This window comes from Sphingobacterium spiritivorum ATCC 33861 (assembly GCF_000143765.1).
GTDB lineage: Bacteria > Bacteroidota > Bacteroidia > Sphingobacteriales > Sphingobacteriaceae > Sphingobacterium > Sphingobacterium spiritivorum.
This window is the reverse complement of sequence record NZ_GL379771.1, coordinates 544,224-568,659: the sequence shown is the minus strand read 5'-3', so window position 1 is coordinate 568,659 and position 24,436 is coordinate 544,224. Positions and strand designations below refer to the sequence as shown.

General features: G+C 36.3%; 17 protein-coding genes. 8 read left to right on the top strand and 9 right to left on the bottom strand.

Annotated features, from left to right (window positions below; all coding sequences use genetic code 11):
• The first annotated feature begins 333 nt into the window (after positions 1 to 333).
• Positions 334 to 4,317 carry a hybrid sensor histidine kinase/response regulator transcription factor gene (locus HMPREF0766_RS12540; protein WP_236590640.1) on the top strand — a complete coding sequence of 1,328 codons (3,984 nt, stop codon included), beginning with the start codon at positions 334 to 336 and terminating at the stop codon, positions 4,315 to 4,317.
• A gap of 8 nt (positions 4,318 to 4,325) precedes the next feature.
• Here the strand turns inward: HMPREF0766_RS12540 and HMPREF0766_RS12535 are convergent, their stop codons facing one another.
• The 3 genes from HMPREF0766_RS12535 to HMPREF0766_RS12525 form a co-directional block, all read right to left on the bottom strand.
• Positions 4,326 to 5,156, bottom strand: a complete 831-nt coding sequence (locus tag HMPREF0766_RS12535) for a hypothetical protein (protein WP_002997779.1) — start codon at positions 5,154 to 5,156, stop codon at positions 4,326 to 4,328.
• An 88-nt stretch (positions 5,157 to 5,244) separates the two neighbouring features.
• Positions 5,245 to 6,147, bottom strand: a complete 903-nt coding sequence (locus HMPREF0766_RS12530; RefSeq protein ID WP_002997776.1) for a hypothetical protein — start codon at positions 6,145 to 6,147, stop codon at positions 5,245 to 5,247.
• Positions 6,148 to 6,157: 10 nt separating this feature from the next.
• Entirely contained in the window at positions 6,158 to 7,447 is a 1,290-nt protein-coding gene (locus HMPREF0766_RS12525; RefSeq protein ID WP_002997773.1) for a tetratricopeptide repeat protein, read from the bottom strand.
• Between the two features lie 285 nt (positions 7,448 to 7,732).
• Between HMPREF0766_RS12525 and HMPREF0766_RS12520 the strand changes: the two genes are divergently transcribed.
• Positions 7,733 to 9,646, top strand: a complete 1,914-nt coding sequence (locus HMPREF0766_RS12520; RefSeq protein WP_002997770.1) for a tetratricopeptide repeat-containing sensor histidine kinase — start codon at positions 7,733 to 7,735, stop codon at positions 9,644 to 9,646.
• A 20-nt stretch (positions 9,647 to 9,666) separates the two neighbouring features.
• Positions 9,667 to 10,413, top strand: a complete 747-nt coding sequence (locus HMPREF0766_RS12515) for a LytR/AlgR family response regulator transcription factor (protein ID WP_002997767.1) — start codon at positions 9,667 to 9,669, stop codon at positions 10,411 to 10,413.
• Between the two features lie 175 nt (positions 10,414 to 10,588).
• On the opposite strand, the gene HMPREF0766_RS12510 is transcribed toward HMPREF0766_RS12515, so the two are convergent.
• Entirely contained in the window at positions 10,589 to 11,452 is an 864-nt protein-coding gene (locus HMPREF0766_RS12510; RefSeq protein WP_236590652.1) for a hypothetical protein, read from the bottom strand.
• A 565-nt stretch (positions 11,453 to 12,017) separates the two neighbouring features.
• Between HMPREF0766_RS12510 and HMPREF0766_RS12505 the strand changes: the two genes are divergently transcribed.
• From HMPREF0766_RS12505 to HMPREF0766_RS12485, 5 genes are all read left to right on the top strand, one after another.
• The gene (locus HMPREF0766_RS12505) at positions 12,018 to 13,277 is read left to right on the top strand and encodes a site-specific integrase (protein ID WP_002997761.1); all 1,260 of its coding nucleotides are present in this window, start codon (positions 12,018 to 12,020) and stop codon (positions 13,275 to 13,277) included.
• Entirely contained in the window at positions 13,246 to 13,890 is a 645-nt protein-coding gene (locus HMPREF0766_RS12500; RefSeq protein WP_002997758.1) for a hypothetical protein, read from the top strand. Before HMPREF0766_RS12505 ends, HMPREF0766_RS12500 begins: the two co-directional genes overlap by 32 nt.
• Positions 13,891 to 14,022: 132 nt before the next feature.
• A complete protein-coding gene (locus HMPREF0766_RS22720) occupies positions 14,023 to 14,322 on the top strand; it encodes a helix-turn-helix domain-containing protein (protein WP_002997757.1) in 300 nt (99 codons plus the stop codon).
• Positions 14,323 to 14,404: 82 nt separating this feature from the next.
• Positions 14,405 to 15,295 (top strand): hypothetical protein, encoded by an 891-nt coding sequence (locus tag HMPREF0766_RS12490; RefSeq protein WP_138944206.1) that lies wholly within the window; start codon positions 14,405 to 14,407, stop codon positions 15,293 to 15,295.
• 909 nt (positions 15,296 to 16,204) lie between these two features.
• Positions 16,205 to 17,518, top strand: a complete 1,314-nt coding sequence (locus tag HMPREF0766_RS12485) for a hypothetical protein (RefSeq protein ID WP_002997752.1) — start codon at positions 16,205 to 16,207, stop codon at positions 17,516 to 17,518.
• Between the two features lie 332 nt (positions 17,519 to 17,850).
• Here HMPREF0766_RS12485 and HMPREF0766_RS12480 read toward each other — a convergent pair whose 3' ends face one another.
• From HMPREF0766_RS12480 to HMPREF0766_RS12460, 5 genes are all read right to left on the bottom strand, one after another.
• Entirely contained in the window at positions 17,851 to 18,654 is an 804-nt protein-coding gene (locus tag HMPREF0766_RS12480; RefSeq protein WP_002997750.1) for an IS3 family transposase, read from the bottom strand.
• Positions 18,629 to 18,904, bottom strand: coding sequence for a transposase (locus HMPREF0766_RS12475; protein ID WP_037460247.1), 276 nt, complete (start codon positions 18,902 to 18,904; stop codon positions 18,629 to 18,631). Before HMPREF0766_RS12475 ends, HMPREF0766_RS12480 begins: the two co-directional genes overlap by 26 nt.
• 287 nt (positions 18,905 to 19,191) lie before the next feature.
• The gene (locus tag HMPREF0766_RS12470) at positions 19,192 to 19,683 is read right to left on the bottom strand and encodes a hypothetical protein (RefSeq protein ID WP_002997744.1); all 492 of its coding nucleotides are present in this window, start codon (positions 19,681 to 19,683) and stop codon (positions 19,192 to 19,194) included.
• Positions 19,684 to 20,055: 372 nt separating this feature from the next.
• Positions 20,056 to 20,787: a hypothetical protein gene (locus HMPREF0766_RS12465; protein WP_002997739.1), complete on the bottom strand. Its 732-nt coding sequence runs from the start codon at positions 20,785 to 20,787 to the stop codon at positions 20,056 to 20,058.
• A 13-nt stretch (positions 20,788 to 20,800) separates the two neighbouring features.
• Entirely contained in the window at positions 20,801 to 24,424 is a 3,624-nt protein-coding gene (locus HMPREF0766_RS12460; RefSeq protein ID WP_002997735.1) for an RHS repeat domain-containing protein, read from the bottom strand.
• Positions 24,425 to 24,436 lie beyond the last annotated feature (12 nt).

The following is a 24,436-nucleotide window of genomic DNA, read 5'->3' as shown; positions in this document are numbered from 1 at the left end:
TTGATTAAATACTACTCAGCAGATGTTCTGATCGGTTATTGAACAATACTTTCAATAATCAACACATCAAATGTGCATTCGAATTATGGTTATCCTTAAACTATTGCTACAGTCTTCTGTCAGCACCTAACGGATTGAAAAACAAATGCCCAGATATCTTCCGGTAAAATTTTACGGCAAAGCATACGTTTATATTTGGTTATTATATTTACATAAATATCAGCAAAGCAATGTTGTAAGTTCAATCACAGCGTCTCAATTTTATATCATATCGTATCAGCAAAATTATTTTTTGTCCTTTTATTGGTTATTTTAGCTTAAACGAATCTAAATTTGGAAAGACTTATTTTTAATTGTGTGGTCTATATGTTGCTTGTAATGAGTGTTGTACAGGCACAACCCACCTATTTTAAAAACTATCAGACAAATGATGGTCTTTCTAACAATACCATAACCTGTATTACACAAGATCAGCAAGGCTTCTTATGGTTTGGCAGCAGAAATGGTCTGAACAGGTTCGATGGTAACCGGTTTAAAATATTCAGACACGATGTATCTGATTCATTGAGTATAGGCAGTTCTTCTGTTCTGAGCTTACTGACCGACAAAAAAGGGCTGATGTGGGTAGGAACAACGCAAGGCGTCTATCTTTACAATCCTGTAAAGGAAAATTTCAGACTTTTCAATAAAATACCTTTAGGTGAGGTCAGACTCATAAAAGAATCCGATGGTTTTATCTGGCTTACATCCAATAACAAACTTTACAGGTACAATCCGGATAATGCCGCGATAGCACCGGTTGAACATGACAAAGGTGAAATTATCGCAGCTACATGTAACCCGGATGCCGGGCTCTGGATTGTCAATAGCAAACATGCTGTAAAGCGCTACAGCTCAAGTCTTAATAAATTCATAGAAATCAATCTTCAATCCATACACGAAAATATTCGTTCCAATATTAAAACAGTATATGGTATCAATGATTCTCGTCTGATTATCGGGACGACAAATACAGCTTATTTATTTGATTTGAAAAAAGGGAAACCGGTTGATTTGTTTGCGCAGGTATTCCCTAAAAAAGTAATTCAGATCAATAGTATCATCCATCAGTCTGCATCCGTATTCTGGCTCGGAACAGAGACCGGAATTTATACCTGTGATTTGGAGACAGGAAGCATTCACCATATAAAAAAAGATCTTCTTAACCCGTTTACGATATCAGATAATGTTATTGTGGACTTTTACAGAGACAAAGAAGGAAGTATGTGGACAGGTACTTTCTTTGGAGGCTTAAATCAATATATCAATCAATTTGACAATTTTAAGAAATATCTGTCCGGCTCCGGGAGATCTGCACTTTCAGGGAATATTGTACATGAGATTATTAAAGATAAGTATGGCAATTTCTGGATTGGTACAGAAGATGGCGGACTAAATAAAATCGATTCCAAATCCGGACTCATTCAGCATTTTATTGCGGATGGAAAGCCCGGAAGCATCACGCTCAACAATATTCATGGTCTGGCGATCATAGAGGATGAATTGTGGGTAGGCTCTACATCGCACGGGCTTGATATATTAGATGTAAAAACCGGAAAACTCAGGCGCCACTATAATGAGATCGGAGAGGGTGCCCTGCAAAGTAAGTTCGTTGTCTGTCTATACAGGACAAGAGATAATACGATGTTACTGGGGACAGATCGTGCATTATATGCCTATGATAAAAATAGGAATGGATTTAAACTTCTGCCTGTCAAGCCGGCGTGGATACAAGGTATTCATGAAGATGCAGACGGACTGCTGTGGATCAATACGTATGGAAGTGGTGTGTTGATTTATAACCGGAGATCCGGCGCTGTAAAACAGCTGTATAGTGAGCCGGGAAAACCGAATACATTAATCAACAACTATGTAAACGGGTTATTGGAGGACAGTAAAAAGAATATCTGGCTCTGTACAGAAGGCGGACTTTCAAAATATAACAGAAATGGTCATTTTACCAATTATTCGTCTGAGGCAGGTTTGTCTTCCAATCAGGTATTCAAAGCTTTGGAAGATGATAATAATACGATATGGATATCTACGGGAAAAGGACTGGTCAGACTGGAGGATCATAACTCAAAAAGTGTAATTTATACAGCCAGAGATGGTCTTCCAACAGAACAGTTCAATTACAATTCTGCATTCAAAGATACAGACGGAACATTGTATTTTGGAACAATAAAAGGAATGGTAAGTTTTAATCCGGCCAGATCCATTAAAAACCATTTTGTACCTCCGATATTGATTAGCAATATACAAATCAACAATGCGGATGTTCCCGTCAGAGCAGATGGATTTCTGAGACAATCTATCTCCATGTCAGGAGAAATCAGACTCACCTATGATCATTCCAATCTGAATTTTAATATCGCTGCATTGAGCTATGTATCTCCCGAAAGCAATGCATACCGGTATATAATGGAGGGATACGACAAGGGTTGGACGGAGATGACCGGTAATCAAAAGATTTATTATAATAAATTACCTCCGGGTTCGTATACATTTAAGTTCACAGGCGCCAATAATAATGGAGTGTGGAATGACGAGGTAAAAGAATTGCGAATCGTTGTTTCTCCTCCCTGGTGGTTTTCAGTCTGGGCATATTTGCTGTATATATTGACCCTGGGAACTATTATTTGGCTGGTTCTTAGATATTATTTTCTATGGATCAAAGCGAATAATACACGTAAAATGGATGTATATGAGCGGAGAAAAGAACAGGAGATTTATAACCTGAAACTGGAGTTTTTTACCAATCTTGCACATGAGATCCGGACACCGCTTACATTGATACGGATGCCACTGGAAAAGATCATACGCACACAAAAAAATGTAGATAAGGAGACTGTCAGGGACTTGAATCTGATCGAAAAAAACACATTACGCCTAATCCGTCTGACCAATCAGTTACTGGACTTTAGAAAAGCAGAAAACAATAATATGAGCCTTACTTTTACCAAAACGGATATAAATGCATTATTATCCGAAGTATTTAAAGATCTGAATTATCTGGCAAAGGACAAATCATTACAGTATGACCTTTCTTTACCGCGGATAAGTCTGACGGCTTATGTGGATGAAGAAGCATTTAGAAAAATACTTACGAATTTGATTCATAATGCAATCAAATATGCTGACAATGAAGTGGAGGTAAAACTTCTGCCTTTCAACAGTGATGATATCATGTTTAACATTGAGTTCAGAAACGATGGAAAGATCATTCCGCCAGATAAAAAGGAAAAAATATTTGAACCTTTCTACAGAATCAATGATACAGAAAAGGATACAGGTACGGGTATAGGACTACCGCTTTCCCGATCATTGGTTGAATTACATAAGGGTGTGTTGTCACTGGTCTATACGGAGGAAGACCGAAACCTGTTTTTGCTTTCCTGCCCTATTTTACAAGATCAGTCTCTGGATATAGAAGCTCTCGATGATGAAGTTACAGAACAGGAATACAGTACTTCAGATGACCAGGATAGCTATGAGGATACAGATAAGCCGGTTATTCTGCTTGTAGAAGACAATAAGGAAATACTGGCGTACCTGAATAAGGAATTAAAAGTCAGTTATACAATTCTGAGAGCCACTAACGGGGCTGAGGCTCTTGATATTCTCGACAGTAATAATGTACAGCTGGTTCTGACTGATATTATGATGCCTGTCATGGATGGTTTGGCGTTGTGTAAGCGGATTAAATCAGATATTCTTTACAGCCATATTCCGGTGATCTTTCTGACAGCTAAAAATGCATTGGATGCAAAAATAGAAGGAATAAAGACCGGAGCAGATGCCTATATTGAAAAACCATTTTCAATGGAGTATTTGCTTGTGCAAATACGTAATACGCTAAAAAACCGAATGATTATCAGAGCATATTTTACAAATTCCCCAACCTCAAAATTAACTGAAATCAACGTTTCCGCCAGAGATAAAGACTTTATCAGTCAGCTCAATACGGTTATTTACGACAATATCTCGGATATTGATCTTAATGTAGAAGAATTGGCTAAATTGATGAATATGAGCCGTCCTACTTTATATCGCAAGATTAAGGGACTTTCTGATCTTACGCCTAATGAACTGATCAATATATCCAGATTAAAAAGAGCGGCTGAGTTGCTTCTGCAAAAAGAATATAACATCAGTCAGATAGCGGCCATGGTTGGTTACAGCATACAGTCCAACTTTTCGCGCGATTTTCATAAACACTATGGCATGACACCAAGTATATATATTGCTACAAATGGTTCAGAAGATTCCGGATCATAAAACAGTCCTTATTTTGATTTTTTAAGTTGGAAAAATGACAGGTCCGATTGAAGTATCTGATAAGTACTGTTCAATTCTTTATCATCTGTTATGAAGCGTAAAGTGGTATCATTGACAATGTTCCACGTGCCTGAAAATTGCAGCGTATCATTAGGGCTATTTTTCTCGCCTATTGTTGATCTCCCATCTTTATGTCCATATTGAATGATCTTTGTAAGCCTGATTTTCCGGTCATTATGGAAATCCAGATAATTGAATTTACGGATTATCCCTTCAGGTAAACTATCAGGGCCGAAACTACGCAGGTAATTATCTGTATATTGCTCATACAAGCTGTAAAAGTTTTGAAATTTGGAGGTTGTATACGACTCTCTCAGTTTAGAATGGACCAGGTACAAGGTGTCCAGCTGCTTGTTTGCACTTAGCAACCATTCTCCCTGTAGTATTTTGGGTATATTAATCTTTTCATCCTTTTTCCTCAGATAAATATTTCCTATCTCCATTTTAGCACCTTTGCTTCTGCCGCCGCCAAATGTGCTGAACATTTCAATCGCATCAGATTCATATCCGGCTTTTTCTATGACCTCACCTACGCGCAGAGGCGGAGCTTCCATGTAAAACATTTCAGTAAGAAGAAAGGCATTGTATCTTCGCTCAGGCAGAATAAAGTTTCCCAGACTATCTGTCACGACTTCTCCCACATTACAGTCAGGGATGGGATTGTTATCGTAATCCATCACTTTTCCTGTGATCTCCGGTCTGCTTAATCTGGAGATACAGGAGGTTAGCAAGACAAAAGTCAATGCAGACACAATACATAACAGGCGCTTTTTGTTCATCTCGTTTTTATGTGTGAATATGTAAGCTCATCGTAGCAAAAAAAGATGCTACGGTTGTAAATTTACTGCTTTCAATTGCTGTTTTATGCTATTCCTGATAATAGGTTTTGAATTTTTGTAATTGCAAATCGTACATAATAGCCAGTTTTACATCTTCAGCCTGAAGAATAATTCCATCTACAGGAGCCGGTGTAAGACTTGCTGTATTCATAATAACTTTTGCTCCTTTTTTGAAAGAATTGACCTTCATTTTATCGGAATAATTCTCAGAGAATGCCAGATATTTTTCCTGCGTCGCTGTATTGGTACAAATAATAAGCAGTCTGCTTTTTTGCATTTCATTGTTATCCGTAATAATGGCGACATCCTTTTTGCCGTCAGTATCGAAATCACCAAAGCAAATGGTAGATCTGGCTCTTTCCGCATTTTGCGTAATGTTATAGGTGGTTCCGTTGCTGTAAGTTTCGGAAAGCAACAGCTTTTTAGTTTTCAGATCGAGCTCACTAAATGGTGAAAGAGAGAAATACTGTCTGTATTCTTCATATTGAGATTCCGAAACAAGTATTTCGCTATTTATGAGCAATGCTGTAGCGGAAAAAGAACCTGAAGATGTCCTAAGGTGGACAAAAGATTTTTCAGCATCTGAGCGTTCATCATTTACAAAGACTTTATCACCGAATCTGAAAGGACGTCCGTTAACTGTTACCGGTTGGATAACGTAGCGTTCACTGTAGGCTGTCGGTACTTCTTCAATTTCTGAAGGCGGAGGATTTTGTCTGATAATCTCTTTTTTAGTACTGTCAGATAACAATATGTCCCTCTTTAAACTGTCAGTTTTTTCCTTTTTTACTGCTGCCAAAGGCTTCCTGACGTTTTTACTATAGAAAAAATAACCGGCAGAGGCGCCTGCCAGTATCATCAGGACTATGACCATCACAATCCTTTGTTTATGATGGTTCTTATATGATAATATAGGTTTCTGTTGTTCCATAGTACTCTTTTTATTTAGGTATTTCTCTGATCATCTCCGTCTTGGCCTGACTGTCAGGTAGCGCATTTATAAATCCTTTTATTAAGGGTAAAGCATCTTTTCGGTTCGCAAATGTTTGTTTGAGTTTTTTTGCAATTTCCTGAAATGTAAGCGTCAGGAAATCGTCCTGAAGCAGATGTGCTGTATCTGTGTGGAGCTTTTCTGCATCAAATATGCTTGAAAATAACGCTGTCAACTCTGCGAGTAAAGATCTGTTATGCTGTTTGGACTTGTTCCATTGGCTTAGATATTCATCCAGAGCAAGATAGAATATTATTCTTCTTATTCTTTGATTTTGTGCGTAATCCTGTGTTTTTGGATTGTTACGCATCCAATTTTGTGCCATCGCTTCTGCCTGAACTTTATCCTTCAGCATATATTTTCCACATATTTTTTCCTCCTCACTCAAACCGGGGTATGCATAGATCAGCGACTCAAAATTCTTTTTGTACGCAGGTCGCAGCGGTAATATTTCATTCATACGATTTAATGTGCCGGTCCATGTTATTTCTCTCTTGTGCGCTGTATTCATGAGTGTGATATACAGATCTGTCATGCGTTGCCAGTCAGGATCCATAGGGATATTTTTATATGCTTTCAGGGAAATTTCGTACAAATAAGATTGATACAGATTGCTGCGCTCGTCATCCATATTGATATCCTTAGCAACTGCTGTAGTTATATCATACGATCTGAAGAATAATTCATAGTGTTCAATAGCTTTAGTCGGATCTCCAAGAGTCATATAACTTCTGGCATACAGACTTTGCACATCTGCCGGCAAAGGAATACGTGCATTGTCTAATATCTGAATACAGGCATTTGCTTTTCCGGCATTATTTGCATGAGAAGCTGCATTGAAGAGTGTGAGATCTGTCTCTTCTGTTTCCAGAGCCCGCCGGGCGTAGTCGTAAGCTCTTTCCCAGTCTTCAATCTTCGCGAAAGCAGCACTCAGATTTGTGAAATACAGCGCTTGCTTTTCCGGAGCGTATAAAACTGCCATTCTGAATTTTTCTTTTGCTTTCTGATAATCTTTAAGGTAGAAATATGTAGCCCCTGCATTGTTGAGATATCTGCCGTTTTTTGGAGCGATCTGTAACAGTTCCTCATACAAACGGGCTTTTAAAACATTATCCTGTTGTTGGGATGCGTTTTCTATTTGAGTTTCCAGAGCCTCCATACGTATACTGTCTTCCTTGCTGTATTGTGCAAAGACAGATGACAGCGTCATCATAAGTATATAGGTAAGAATCAATTTCATATAATACATGATAAACAAATATAAAGCCGCTTCTATGATGAAAAATGGACCAATCCATATCTGTTGCCTTCGGGTCTATATCTGTTATAATCTGTCCTTTATTTGATGGATATGCAAATATGATAGTATTTCGCACGTATATAAGGCGAAAGCCTTCAAATATTTACCTGTTATTCTTTCGGAAGTTTTCTATTTTTACTTTTAAATCAATTCCATATAAATTCGGTACAGAAAGCTAAATAATCTGAATACAGTTGTTTTTAGCTTAGTTATAACGTATTACTTATGATTGCAAGAAAAGCATATTTTATTTTTCTGATTTTATCTTTACTGTTTGTCTTTTCTTGCAGGCAAAAAGAAGAAAGTAGGCAGGATGAAAAGGTAATAGCGAATGCTATTCCTCAAAAAGATTATCTGTCTCTGATTATTGCGATGGATACATTATCCTCACTAGAATATAAAAAAGTGGTTAAGCGTGAATACGACCTGCTGAATCACAGTGCAGATACGGCGAATAATCCGTTCTACCATTATTTCAAGGCGAGAATGTATATGCAGGATAAGCTGCGGGACAGTGCATTGATGGAATATGAGAAGATGACCGGGAAAAGTACAGATGATGATATTGAATTATTGAAAAAAGTCAATATTCTGGATTATACAATCAATAATGGTGTGACTGTGAGTGCATCTGTTATGAAGAAGATCCTTAATGCACTGGAAGCCTCGGAGCGTCAACACAGTCGTTTTATATACCGTTTTTATGATCTGTTAGCTAAGGCTTATTTTCAGAATGATAATGAAAAGGAATCTTTGGGTTATGCGGAACGTTATTATGAAAAGCATCCGTATAAATCACATCCTGTAATTGAACAGCGCTATTATGATATTTCATTTCTGCTGGCCTCCGGCTTGGGAGATTTCGAAAAAATGAAACTGTATAATAACAAGGCCCGTAAGCTCGCAAAAAGTATACACGATAGCCTTGCTATAGCACGCACATATGACAATGAAGCCCAGGTATATGTACGCCAGATGAAATACGATAAAGCACTTGCCAGTAGCCGGACTTATTTTAATTACCTGAAGAAGACTAATAATCTGAATGATATTGCTTATAATAACCTGGCTACCAGTTTTATATATAACAGACAGCCGGATTCGGCAATCTATTATTATAAAGAAGCGATTGCTTTTGCTAAAAAGAACCCTTCCGGAAAACAAAAACCGGTTTATTACCGCGGACTCATCAATGCATATAAGATGATAGGAGCTCACGTAGAGGCACTGGAAGTGGCTGAACAGGCCTATGATCTGGAATTGAGTAACCTGAAAGAGATTGATGCTGTAAAAGTTGCAGAAATACATGAGAAGTACGAAGCGGAAAAAAAGGACCGTAATATCGCCGAGCTCAGTAACCGGAATGTGCTGAATGAAAAGATCATTCAACAGCAACGATGGACGCTTGTACTGGCATCTCTTGTGTTCATCGGTATATTGTCATTCCTGTATATTATCCAGCGCCAGTATCGCCTGAAAGAAAAAAACAAACTTTTGCAATCAGAAAATCAGCGATTGAATATTGAACAAAAGCTACTTCAGGTACAGCTTAACCCTCATTTTATTTTCAATGCCATTGCCAATTTACAGAGTCTCATTGCCACCGGAGACAGCAAGGAATCGGTACGTTACCTGACGGCTTTTTCAAGATTGCTCCGCAATGTACTGGAACAAAACAGACAAGACTTCATTAGTCTGGAAGAGGAAATCACATCGCTTCGGAATTATCTTGAACTGCAGCAAATGAGATTTGTCGGGCTTTTCGACTACGAGATCAGTGTTGATGAAGACACTTCTGCAGAAAATACATTTATTCCGCCAATGCTGATCCAGCCGTTTGTTGAAAATGCAATAGAACATGGTTTCAGAAATATTCCGTACAAAGGCTTGTTAAAGTTATCCTTTAGTGTGAGAAATCAGCAGATGCAGATTAGTGTGGATGATAACGGTACCGGATTTACTGAAAAAGGAAAAAGTGAGCATAAAAAACAGTCTCTTGCTAGCATTATCCTTAAAGAAAGATTAGAAGTGCTCTTTAAATCCAAAGGAGAGGAAGCAAAATTTGAAACACAGGATAAAAAACAATTTGGAGAAAATGGAGTAGTAGTACATATTGTGATTCCTGAAATGAAAGATTAACCTGAAAAAATTAAAAATATATGAAGCTTTATATTCTTGAAGACGAAACACGAATTCTGCAACATCTTTTGAAAGTTGTTCGGAACATCTCCTATGTACAGGTAGTAGGAACTTCTGCGGAAGTTTCCAAAGCAGCCAAAGAGATACCTGAACTTAAACCTGACCTCATTCTGGCGGATATCCGACTGAAAGACGGAGACAGCTTTCAGTTGTTTGATGAAATTGGAAATGAAAATTTTCAGGTGGTATTCCTGACCGCTTATGATCAGTATGCTATACAGGCGCTTAATATGGGAGCCTTTGGTTATCTGCTCAAACCTATAGATGAGATTGCTTTGGAAGAAATTCTGGATAGATGTTATCATCACCGTACACAGGAACATTTCGATCGGCAGCAACTGGAAATTGCAAGACATCATTATACAAATCAGGGCGTAGCGAGTACAAAACGTATCGCACTAAAAAGTGTGGAATATATAGAAGTCGTACCTATTGAAGATATTATGTATTGCAAAAGTGATAAGGGTTATACCACTTTTTTCCTGAAGGATAAGCGCGAAATCCTGGTCTCAAAAGGACTGATTGAGTATGAAGGAATATTGGTGCCATTTGGATTTCTCCGTTGTCACCAGTCCTACCTGGTCAATTTTCACTATGTGATCAAATATTACAGAGAAGGATTTTTGCAGATGCAAAATAATCAACAGATACCAGTGTCTAGCCGTAAAAAGGAAGAAGTACTGAAATATCTGGAGAATATTTTGTAAAATAAATTCATCATAGCTTAAGTCAAATCCAATCCAATTTCGGGAAGAAGCAGGGGAGATCTGAAAGGAGCGTATAGTCCTGAAAATCTTAGCAGTATCCTGTGCTTCTTCTTTCTGTCATTTGTCCTGATAAAACACAATCTTTTGCAGTTTTATACTGAGGCTATAAAACCATTTATCTTACAATTTTTAGGGCAGTCTCTCCTTTAGGAATATATAACAACATATCTACAAATGTTCTTCTACTCATGCCATTTTTATCATCTACGTACCCCAGCAAAGACTCGCCCTTATTGATTCCCTCTGTTGGTTCCAACCGAACCATTCTTCCGTCTCCGTAAAATCTTAAGACATAATTTTCAAGCGGAAAAAATGTCCTTGAATTTTGTTGTGAGCCTGATAACATTGTCATCACAGACTTCGCTTTTCTACCTTTTGTTGTTTGGAATCTTGTGATGATATCTTCGGAAAAATACATAGACTGATACCACTCCGCATCCGCCTTCATAAATTGCGAATTTAAAGCATCGTAATCATTTCTTTCAAACAATGATATAATCTGTTTATAAAAATGGAGAACCTGCTCTTCTAGTTGTTTTTTATCCAATTGGGTTAAATCTTTCCCATTCTTCCATCCCTCAAGCCGATAGGGAACAGAGGCATTAAAGCTGATATCTCTTTTATACGTTTGCAATTTCGTCAAATCAGTCGTTTCATCAGCAGTTTTATACGACAAAATTTCTTCTGATATGCTTTGGTAACCTTCTTTCCCCCAACCTGTTTTTTCTATTTTAAGGGAAAATTTACTTCCGTTTTCAAGGAATTGTTTACGCATGTTTTGCTGGTCATAACCTGGATAAAGCTCAACAGTAATGAGCTGCTTCCCACTTTTAAGAATATACGGATTGATATCCAGTCTTACCATTCCGGAGATTTTGTCAAAATTGGAATAAACAGGACAGCCATTTATCAGGATACTGAAGCTAAACAAACTTTCTACCTCAAGCTGATACAATGGTTCTTTGTTAAATCTGTCCACTTTTTCCAAAAGATAACTTATCCGGTTTGCGGTTGACAATACACTATCTTTTATCTCCTGTGCATATCCATAACCAGAGTACACCGTCAATAAAAACACTATAACTATTCTTATCATATTTTTCGTATTAAAATCTTATTGATCACATAGCCAAAGTACAAAGTAAAGAGCTATTTATCACTTTCAGGGAGTTCTTTTAAAATTCGTCGTAGTTGGTTTAATATCCGGAAAAACTCCACAAGCAGACTCCTTCGATAACCCTGTAGTCTCAGGCAGTCAAAGATTAAAGTGAAATAAACTGTCAGCCTTTGTATTTTGTTCAGAATAATCGGGGGTTTAAATAAAAAAGTGATTGTAAATGAAAAAAGCATCAATCTGATTTGATTGATGCTTTTTAGTAGCCCGTAGGGGCACATTGTTATTACAACGTATTTTTTAGATTTTCATATAATTACCTAACAATCAAATAGTTTATCAAACACCGTTAGGCAGAACAAGTAAATCGGAAGCACGGCAATGTATTGAATGTTGTACCTATATGTTGTACCCTTGTATCAATTAAAACATGTATAATATGGCTACAGTAAAGGCAGTAATTAGAGAAGACAAAATCAATGCAAAAAACGAAGCACCAATCTATTTAAGGATCACCAAGAACCGAAAGACCACATTCTTATCACTCCAAATTTCAGTACCTCCCCTTTATTGGGACAAAGAAAGGGAATGCATCAAAAAGAATAACAAGATAAAAGGCTACGTTCGGCTGAACAATTTCATAGACAACGAAAGGGTGAGGATGAAGAACCAATTGGTAGAAGCCGAGCAGTCGGACAGGACATTGTCCAGTAAGAAGATCAAAGATATAATCAAAGGAGAAGAAGAGCCTGATTTTTTTGAGTTTGCCGAACAGTATCAGAAGACTATAGAGAGTTCGGAGAGCGTAAGGCTCTACAACCAGTACAAAGCGATATTGAACAAGTTGGAGCGGTTCAATAAGTCCAGACAATTAAAGTTCTCAGAGATCACGGTATCTTACCTCAAAAGGTTTAGTGAACACCTAGCCACCGAGTGTAAGAACAGAACAAATACCATATCAACAAATTTGAAGGTAATCCGAAAGCTCTACAACCTCGCAACACTTGAAGAGGTAGTTCCAGAGGAAAGAAACCCATTTAAAAAATTAAAGCTTGAATGGGAGAAAACCAATATCGGCTATCTGACCAAAGAAGATATTGACAAAATCAGACATGTGGAATTAGATCCTATGGGGAAAGACTATCATATCAGAAATATGTTTGTCTTTGCAATGTACACAGGTGGTTTACGCTTTTCCGATCTACTTATGCTGCGTTGGGAAGATGTTCAAGATGACGAAAGAGTAAAAGTGTACACGCAGAAAACAAAAACTAACCTCACTGTAAAACTCACCAATGTATCACTGGCGATCCTATCGATATATAGACCATCTACATATACCAATGCTTCAGGCTTCATATTTCCTTTTCTGGACAACGATAAGAATTACAGTAACCCGAAGTATTTATATAGAAGGATCTCCTCTATAAACGCTGTAGCGAACACTCGATTGAGGGAGATCGGAAAGAAGTCCGGAATAAATAAACATTTGCATTTTCACATGAGCCGTCATACCTTCGCAACAAGGGGTTTGGAAATCGGAATGCCTTTAACACATATTTCCAAACTTATGGGGCATAGCTCAGTAGCGATGACAGAGAACTATGCTAAGTTAATCAATAAGGAACTTGACAAAGCAATGGACTTAATCGATAAATATGAAGAAGCCAATAACGATAGACAACTATAAGAAGTTACTCTTTTCAAAAATCATCTGTGATTACTACGCTGGACCGGGTGATGATAAAAATGTTTATGATATATTGATGCCTATCGATGACGAACTCACCGAGATTGAAGAAAGCACGATCTACTTCAATCAATTACTGCGTATGTTTGAAGGAATCAAAAAATCCCAAAGAGAAGACTTCGTAGACTACCAAGTAAAAAAATATGGAACCCTTTCTGAGGATTGGATGTTTGAAGTTTATAATTTTTTGGATGAATATGAAAATGACATTAACGCTATTCGCCCAAAAATGGCGAACGAGTTTAAAGGAGTTATTGATCAGAAACTGCGCAATAAAAAAAAGCTATTATCAAACTTAAAATGGGCGTCATCTGAAACTGATTTTGTCGTATTAACCAAAGCTCTCTTAACGAACAATTCCATAGAAAGAACCGATGGGAAAAAATTATATCAAAAAGAGCTTGATCTTGTTTTTGAACAATTCTTAAATGTAGAAATCAAATATAAAAAAGACTTATTAACATCTGCAAAGAGGATGAAGATCGAATCGAATAATTTTATTACAAAATTACGTGAAGCGTGGCAGACATACATAAATAGCAAACTTAAATAGGTAGAATACTCTTTCCATAATAAATGCCTTTTAGACAATCTAAGAGGCATTTTTCATTTTAATTCTACAAATCATATTCTACCTAATGATTAGTAGAAAATAAAACTGCATAGCTTTTCCTATCATTGCCCCATGATTAATAGTAATCAAAAAATAGAAGTCATTACGCTAGAGCATAGTGTATTTCAAGAGATCGTTGAGACCCTCCAAGCTATCAAAAAAAACATCGATAGCAACGACGGTACCGGACCATCAATTGGAACTTGGTTAACAACCGAAGAAGTAAGTAAACTTCTCAAGGTTAGCAAAAGGACATTGCAAAAATACCGAGATGAAGGGAAGTTAGGTTTCTCACAGATTGGCTCTAAGATCTATTATCGATCAACGGACATAGATGCCTTCCTCCTAGAAAACTACAATCCCATGTTTTAATCAGGTGGGTACAGGGGAGACATATATCTTTCCTGTGCCCTTATCGTTTTTAATCCCTTAGTTTTTTATTATGTTAGATAGAGTGAAATTAAAAATTTCTAATATACATGAGGATTTCATCATTACTACTTTTGACGAAGTGTATATGACCCCAAGTGGTAAAGATGTAAAGTTTAGGTATGGAACCTTTAGTGGAACATTTATAGCACGTCAGAATGCGGTTATCCTTACAGGTTCTCTTCATAAGTTCTTTAAAGGAGGCGAAAACTTTGACGACTTTAGTTATGAACAGGTCAAGTCATCATTAAAAATGATCTCGGATAAATTCAACAAGGAACTTAAGGACATACAGATCCAGTTTGTCGAGATCGGGGTAAATTTGAAAATGTCAACAGAGCCCGCAAATTATTTCAATTGTTTTAAGGCATTAGATAAAAATACCTTTATCTGCATGACCCCATTAACTGGGAGCAACCGAATAAACGGTATACGTTGCAAGTCAAGTACAAATGACTTCAAAGTCTATAATAAATCGGCTGATGCGAAAAAGAAATCCAAGACAAAGATATATGCTCCCGAGAATATTGTTCGAATCGAGATGGTTCTCTATTCTATCTATCTGAGACAACACAAAATGATTTATAATGCGGAACAGTTATATAATCCTCGTATTTTTAAAAGGTATGTTCAGGTCTTGGTCAAAGCGTTCAATAGGTCAAGCAAACTGAGTATCTATTCTGCGGAAGACTTAAAAGGGCTAACCGAAAAAGATATAAGGGATTACTGCTTTATTACTTCTGAACATTACCATATTTTTACCGAGACGTTAAAACGTTTAGGACGATCTATGAAAAACGAAATTGCAAGGCGGAAGAAGACTGTTGGAAGGATTAATAATTTAGAGATTAATATAGATTACGTTGAGGAACTCACCGAAGCCTTTCACAATAAGAGGAAACAACTGATGGACTAAAATATATACCTTTATTATACCCAATAAGGAGAAGGGTATAATAAATAGTATAGCCCCTAACAACCCTTAAAGATAAGATGCCATAGAAAGTAGCTAACCCAATATTTAGCAGGCTAGGATTTATAGGATAAGCCCCTTTTTCTAACTTGTATCTAGATACAAGTGCATTTTCAATTTTTTCAAAGTGTAAAATTCAAAAATTATGAATAGCCATAATGTGTTCAAAAACGCATCATGTACCTAATACAAGTATAGGAAATACCGAAAAACCATACACTCTTTTTTATACAAGGAGAATAATGGCGTATAATGCCGGGCAACCAACCTGCGGCGAAGTATTCGTACAGATGTCACTGTTACGTTATATTAGTTAAAGAATCATTTACCCTCTTAGGTAGGGTAGACTTGGAAAAGCAAAAGATAATTATGAGGGTAGATAAGTAATATGCATTTAAAGGAGTGTTGAAATACTAATATAGTTGCTGGAAAATATATTTTATATCAGCAAACAGATAAGAATATTTCTATTGACACTACTTTGAGCATAAATTGACTTAGAAATATGTTTATATTTTTCACACAATTTATTTAAAAGTATTGCCAAGGAAATTTATGAATGGAATATGACAGAAAGATTTGAAGCCACAACTTTAATTTCCTATTTTCGTGACATTAACAAACTAAAAAATAGAACAAGAAAAACGTAGACATAAATAATTAAGATATAACGTCTTTACCAAGAATCTCTGTCATCTGAAAAGTCGAAAATTCAACAGCACAGGAGAGGTATTGGGAAAGCGTTCACGTCAAAACGTGGGCGCTACTCTTTACTTTGTGCATAAGGGCTTCGACTCCCTCAGATGGCAAGTATTGTAGTAGTTGTCCACGTCTTTTTTAACACAATTATTTATGGCTATTATTATCTCTTTAATCTTCCTCGGTTCTTTAATCGGATTTGTATTAGGCTTAATCAAACCTAGCTTAGTTGTTAAGTTCAAGCTGCCTAAAACACGTTTAATTTCATCTGCTATTTATGGAGGTATAATGATTCTTAGTGGTATTGTGATCTCAAACATGCCAGAGGATAATACTCCAAATAATATAAATCATCGAAATGACTATCTAGAAAAATGGAATAATCTATCTGATAAAAAGATTACAGGTTATATAAACGAAAAAATCGTAGGAGAATGGCATTTGGATTTTGCGGTTTTTCAAGATTACAATACCGGAGAAATAACTAAAGTTAACCACCATAGCAGGAAACAAGGAAATCAAAGCGTTTATTTGGAAAAGTTTGAAGATAAACAATACTTAGTTTTTGAAGGTACAGGTAATGAACATCTTTCTCAATCTTACAAGACGCATTTCAACATAAAAGGAGATTCGCTATTTATCGATTTAACCGACAGATATAAAGTAATGTACATTAGTCCTAATCTTTTGGTAAGAAAACAATTTGATGTAAAAATGAATACTTCTATGATAGAAGTGTTATATAAAGATTCGACTAGCTTTAAAGATGAGCGAAATCAATATTTTAATTACTTAAATACCGAAAACAGAAAGCGAATGATTGAAGCAAATTTAATCATTGATAATAATGATTCTACCAACTTTGCCAATGCTCATTCAACAATCATCAATTGTCTAATCTCGGATAAGCTCAATTCTATCATCAATGAAAATGTTTCCAACAAGGGTAAAGATTCACTAAGCTCGGCTACCCAAATTAATCTGGATAAGATCGACAAGTATATAAATGAGTTTTGGTTTCTGAAATTTAAGTCTTTATTTGAAAGCGTTCCAAAAGAACCAGGTGGAGATATCTATATTGGTAAGGTCAACAATATTCTTTATCACTTAAATGCAGATATGGTGAAGAGGAAGATATTGAAATTGGACAATAAAATATACAGTACTTTGTATAATTCGAAATTGACTGAAATCGAAAAATTTAAAAGTGAATATAAAATTTATGGTGATGGTGGCGATACTTTCCTAAGATTAGCCGCAGAAGATTATATCGTCAACCATTTAAAGGATCCAAACAGTCTAAAAATTGTTGATGCTTATATCAATAAAAAGGCAAATGAGGGATGGGTTTACTACATTAAATATAGAGCAAAGAATTCCTTTGGTGCATATAATCTTGAAGATGCCTTAATACTTATTAAATACGATCCAAAAAGTAAATTATATTATGGTGTAAGGCATTGGTAACACTATTGCAAATAAGGTTAAAAAAAGACCTTCTTTTTTATGTCCTGTCTACGTTCTGTAATTAAAATTCTCAAACCTTGAATTCGCAAGTCAATTATAAATCTTACATAAAAGGCTAATACAACGCATATCTTTTATTAAATTTCATTCGAATTTTTGTGAAATAAAAATTTTGAGATATACATAATGGTTGATAGCAAAAATATCATTTTAATCCCTTAGGGAAAAATAAGAGATTACATTGGTGGAACATTCTGAAGCCTTCCCGTTTTTCAAACATTGAAAAAATATAAAAATACACATTAAGAAACTAAATATTCTTTAGCGTATAACTACGGGCTTAGTCCATTTAGGGCTGTATCTGGATGGTTTTCATTGTAATCAATCTGCCACTCATAAGCAATAGCATTAACTTCTGTTAGCGAATCAAACAGGTATGCGTCTAGTACATCTTCTCTAAATGTTCGATTCAGCCGTTCGATATAAGCATTTTGAGCGGGCTTTCCAGGTTGTATATATTGCAGTTCAATTCCGTTTTCAGTACAGAAGTCAGTGAAGACCTTTGACAGAAATTCAGGACCGTTGTCTGTTCTAATTCGCTTGGGTGTAGATCTATCGATGATCAATTCCTTTATTTTTTGTACCAGTCTACCCCCCGGTATTGAATAGAATGCTTCATTTATCAATGACTCACGATTATAATCATCGATGACATTGAGCACCCTAAACCTTCTTCCATTAGCCAGCGAGTCGCTCATAAAATCAATCGACCAAGTTTCATTAACTGATCCGGGAACTAAGAGCTTCTCTTTAATCCTAGGGGGAATGCAGCGTTTGCGTTTGATTCTGAGCTTTAAATTGATACTTCTATAAACCCGAAGTACCCTTTTCCTGTTCCACAAAAGACCTTCTAGACGTATCTTACCATAATAGGTCTGGAACCCGCGGGAAGGATAACGAGCCGCAAGATCCATTAACTTTGAAATAACCGTTTGATCGTTCTTTTTATGAACGTAATAATACATGCTACGACTCATGCAAACAATCTTACAGGCCCTGTGAATACTGATCCCTTGCTCTTTCATTTCCCCATCGACCAGCTCCTTACGTTCACAAAGCTTTAGAGCTTTTTTCAATTATATCTTTTAAAATACGGTGATCCAAACTCAAATCTGCAAACATCCGTTTTAGACGAGCATTTTCTTCTTGTAGTGCTTTTAACTCTTTAAGGTGTTGTGCATCCATACCTCCGTACTTTTGCTTCCCTTGATAGAAAGTCGGGACGGCAATACCATGTTCTCTACAGATATCCTTGGTTGCCTTGCTTGACTCATATTCTTTGAGAATATTGACGATTTGATGTTCTGAAAACTTGCTCTTTTTCATAATATATAACAAACTAATTTAACACTTTTAATTTGTCTGAAAAACAGGTAAGTCTACCAAACTGACAGATATGAAGTGGGGATGTTTTTCACCCCTCCCAACATCTCGTATTGTGAAAATTTATAGATTTGCCATACTTTAAATATCGTAAAGCAAAAAATTCCGAAGCTAATAATTAGGATTATAATTTGGGATGATTTTTTCATATTACGGCAGCATAGGATTGGTGTTGAGACGAGCTATCTTGGTTGTTTAGGTTTAACCGAAATACAAATATTAGCAGTCACTTATTTAAGTCCTAAAGATGTTAAGAAGTCTATTTTTGTATATGTAATTTTTAAACTATCCAAAATATTAGTTTCAAAATCTTTGATTGCATTTTCTCTCTTCTTCTCTTCTTTGTTTTTGGGTTTGCCATTAACCATAGCAACTTCATTAAGACTTGTCTTCATAGATAAAAGATGAATTTCACTGCCTTTTTGTTCAATACTGGGATTGGGAATATCAATATAAAATACTTTATCGTGTTTACGGTCAAATACCGGTCCATAATAAAAATATGGATTTTCTTGAGTTGAGAAATAAGAAGAATCCTTAGGTTCATTGTTTGCGTTAAATTTATTCAAAAGATTTAATAAAGTGTCCCTTTCCATATCAATACGATATTTTTTCGAATATACATTGCTTCCGGGGGACAATAGATCTTTCATAAAAGGAAATACCAGATACAAGAATATTCCAATTCCTAGTATCCAGAGATATTTTTGATTTATTTTCATCCTTCTTCCATTAATAAATCACCAAAATAAAGTTGAAACAGTAATAAGAAAAAACAATATGGTTATAATAATTGATAATGGTTTACTGTTAAAAAATAACGGTTTTCTATTCATGACTTCAATCCAATTTCCTTTGATCTCATAATGCCAATAGATAGAAAAACTTATAACAATACAAAAAACAAATTTTGGCCAGAGTCCAATATCAAAACTGAAAAAAATAAATGATATTATATTTACAATTTTGGTTATAAAAAAGACCAATACACGCTCCTAATGCCAGACTAGCACTAGTTTCCGGATCAATATCTTTAGGTAACCCATTGTAAATCCGGTAAAAGAAATAAAAAATAACATCAAACATAATTATCTCTAATTATTATTGCCGTTAACTAAATCTAATAATACATTTTCAGACAATTCGGGATCAACATCAATTTTAGAAACCGCTGCAATCACTAATTTTTTGTTTTGTTTTTTTATTATTAATCCAATATTTGCCTTTCCGTTAAAATTTATATTTTGATTAGGTTCCGTTTTAAAAACTACATCAGAGTAGGAATCACCCACGTACTTTAGTTTAAATCCACTTGAATTGGGGAAGTGATAACAAATTATTGAGTCGTTTTCTACTATAAGATCAATGATTTTGTCTTTTTCAATAATTACATCCAAACCATTTATTGCCTTGCTCGGTTCAGATAATGCATAATTAAATACTACGAAACTGCCTATTCCTGAGTTGCTTACTCCAGAATAAAAAATATTAGGACTATTTCCAACCTCATTTACAGGTTTTCCAATCTTAACTATTTTGTTTAAGGGGTTATCTTCCAAAAGATCAAGAGAGTATATAAAAATACCGTATTTATTATCATATACGAAGGAGGAAATCGTAGTTCTTGATTTTCGGATAACCGTAGATCCATTACTAAAATTACTTATATCCGGTCTAAAAGCTGACAGATAAGATGGAGGAATATTTTTTACCCCTCCCAACATCTCGTATTGTTGAAATCTATAGATTTGCCATACTTCAAATATTGTATAGCAAAAAATTCCGAAGCTAATGATTAGCATTATAATTTGAGTTGATTTTTTCATATTTATTTATTATTTACTTCGCCAATATTGGCGCGATAGCGGGAAACATTGCTCCTCTGGATAGTATCAGTATTGCTGCTGCTAAAGAATATCCTCCAGGCTTAACAGTCAAATTTGCTCCGGTCGCCACCGGGCTACCATTTAATGAAGAAGACAACCGAATTCCATATCCTTCAGTAGATACACTGCCAGAAAGGTTGTATGTAAAATTTTGAAGTGGTAATTTTGTAGAAACGTAAAAACCTTTATCACTTGTTCCAGCACCCAAAGTGCCTGATAATATAGACACTCCTTTCGTCAAGACAATTCCTTTAGGATCCAAAACATATTTAAAGGAGTTATATGCCTTTGCTTTTTTAACATTGAAATCCGAAAAAAGATCCACTTTAAGTTTATCGCCGAAATTTGATTCAAAATTTAATAAAGGGGGATCTTCAGTAACTCTTATCGTAGTAGAGATAAGTTCATTACCCTTCTCTTTTGCTTTTATTGCTAAACTTTGTTCCATCATCAAATTGAACCTGGCAGCCTGTTCTCTTGCCTCCATCGCAGCTCGCTCATTGTCCCATATTGCGGCGCTGTTAGCCAGCATATTTTGCATAAAAGCGTTATGTCTGGAGATTGTATTATAAAAGGCAGCGTTTCCAGCTGTAGAGCCTGTATTATTAATGTATCTGTTCACAGTCACTTCATCAATATAGCCCAGCCCTTTAATACCTCTGTTAACTATAAAATCAAAAAATTCTTTGGTAATAGTAATATATTTACTCCCTGCACGCACGACAGTACCTACTCTTAATCTCATAGGCCCGTTATCAATATCTATGGTATCCAGTCCAAGGGGATCAATATATGATAAGGGATTATTCATTACATAATTGTAGGGAGAAAGTCCATAATGATTATCCGAAAGGGGATCAGCAGCATGCCATCTGCCTATCGCCGGATCATACATTCTGAAACCATAATCATATAGTCCTGTTTCTTCCTGTAGTTCCTTTCCGTTATAAAGATATTTATTTTTCTGCCCACTTACAAAGGATAAACCCGGCATTGCCCCCCCAAAAGCATAAAAACTGTTGTACTGAAGGATTCTTGCCTGTCCGGGATTTGCAGGATCTTCATCAAAAGTTAATCTTGTATTTCCAAGATGATCCGTTAAATCATATTCTATTTTGAATAGCCCTGCTGTTTTACGAAGTCTGCCACCCGGTACTTTTGCAAAGTCAAATTGTAATGTACCATTATTAACGGAGGAATATTGGACACCGGCTATATAGTAAGTACTAAGTGTATGTATACTATTGGTAAAATCTTTCCTCAACCTCTCTCCTGATCCGGTGTAGGTATACACCAGTTTGTCTCCATTATTCCATATAACTGTATCAATAAAGCCAAACGCATTGTATTTGATCTGGTTGATTCCTTTGTTATCATCAGCCACAAGCTGGCCTGCAGAATTATAACGATATTCGTTATCTGCTTGTGAAAGTTCTGAAAAACCTACACCACTTGCAGCAGCAATATTATCTATGCGGGAATGAAGGTTATGGTCATATGAATAGTGCAGGCTGTCTATCCGTGTTCTGGCTCCTGATAGTGCTGCATATCTTCCTACTTTAGTAATATTTCCGCGTAAATCATACTCAAAACTTTCATTATACGCTCCTGTGGCAACTCCGGCAGAGGAGCTTTGTACGGCAGTGAGCCTGTCCAGGCCATCGTAGGCATAGGTTAAAAAGTCAGGTTGCTGTCCTACGCTGGGAGAAGTTCCATAAGTTTTGAATTTCTGTCCTCCGATTTTACCATCATATCTTGGAAAGGTGGCATCTTCTCTTAATAACTCATAAGCAAACAATTGGTTTGCAGAGGTGGCATTTGTATTGTTTACAGCTTTCAACTGTCCGTTTTGACTATAGCTATACTGCTGGGATTGAAGAAATGTAGTCCCTGCGTTTGTGGAATGTATCTTTTGCTCCACAGGATAACCCAGTTCATTATAAGAATAAGCCGATTTTATAAATTCAGGCTGTTGATTTATTTGTATATATTCTTTCATCAAACGTCCTCTGTGATCATATTCATAGCGTGTACGAATTTCAAAGCTTTCTCCTGCGATCAGATGCTGGGAGGTGGTGGACTGTAGTAGTCCGGCATAATCGTACGTACTTAAAGCTTTAGAAAAACCACCTTCATTATTTTGTTCATACCCTAAAAAAGGACGTTGATCTTTGTCATAAAATAAGGTATTCCAGAGATAAGTATTGGTGCCCAGAACGAGCTTTTTGGATGCAAGCGGCAGGCCCTGAGTGAGTTTAGAATAAGGCTCGGGTGTTGAAGGGAATGGGTTGTCCGCTGGAATTTCATCATAACTATCATAGTACAGGACATTATAAACCGTATAATCCGTTGTCGGATAGGTGAGGGATGTATACCCGGTAGTTGAGCTTAAATCTTTTTTTTCAAAATCTGAAGTAGAAGAGTTGACCAAATTTGTGAGTTGCTGATAGCTGAGAATACTCTCAAAAATTCCTGTAACTACAGGTCTTCCCAATTGGTCATACTTGTTGAATGTCCAATGGTTTTTCTCCCGTAAAAGAGCATCCTGAGTCAGCAGAGGCCTGTCAAATTTATCGTAAATAATATATGACCATCCTTTTTGCGGAAATTTGACCTGGGATACTAATCCCTGTTCATTATAACGGTATAAATAAAGGTATTTCTCCAATACGCCGTCTCCCTCACTTATCTGCTGGTATGGAGTATTAGGTGGAACCACTGCACACAGCCGATCATATTCATCGTATACATAAGAAGTTTCTGAATAAATAGTCTCATTCAGGTAGCTTCTTTCCATCAGAAGTTTTCCGTATTGATCTGTATAGGTTTCTTTGGTGCCGGTTTTTCCGGAAACCCAGTCTGCTCCTTTAAAAATCTGTTTAATAATTCTGTTATCATCATAACCCGTTCCTGTGTCAATATCGATACCATTTGAAGTGAGTTTCCATCGGACAAATCCGGGAGCACTGTCCTTTATAATCGCAGTTTCAATTTTTTGGGTATGCCCTGAATTTGGAATAGCGCTATTAAGTAACTGCCATTGGGCTCCGGTTCCGCCTTGTTCAGAAACAGACAATAATTCTTTTGTCTGACTCAAAGGATATGGATTAGTCGCAATATCCGAAGGGGGGGATGAATAGTAATTCAGTTGTTTCTGCTCAATACCAGTATATATTGTCTGTAGCCCCGCATCATTTTGTACAAAAGGAAGATAGGAAGTAGAAATATTTTTCGAGGCTGCTTCTCTTGGAGAGAATGCTACTAGATTTTTATGATTAGGTGCTGAGCGGAGTTCTATATTCAACCTAAGATTATTAAACCCATCTATATAACTTCCGGTAATATGGGTTTTTGAGGGGGAGGTGTAATTTTCGTACAATCCGGAAGCTCCATAGGGATAGTACGTTGTTATTTCCCTGTTGAATCCGCCCTGTATGGAAATATCGTTCCCCTGTGGTAAGCTTGCTTTGTTGACAAGAGTATCAGCTGGTATAGTAACCCCGTTTTTTCCTTTCGCAGCGAACAACCCAAAAGGAAGCAGGACGATAGTAAGTAGAATAAAAATAAATTTGTTCATAATATAAGGTCA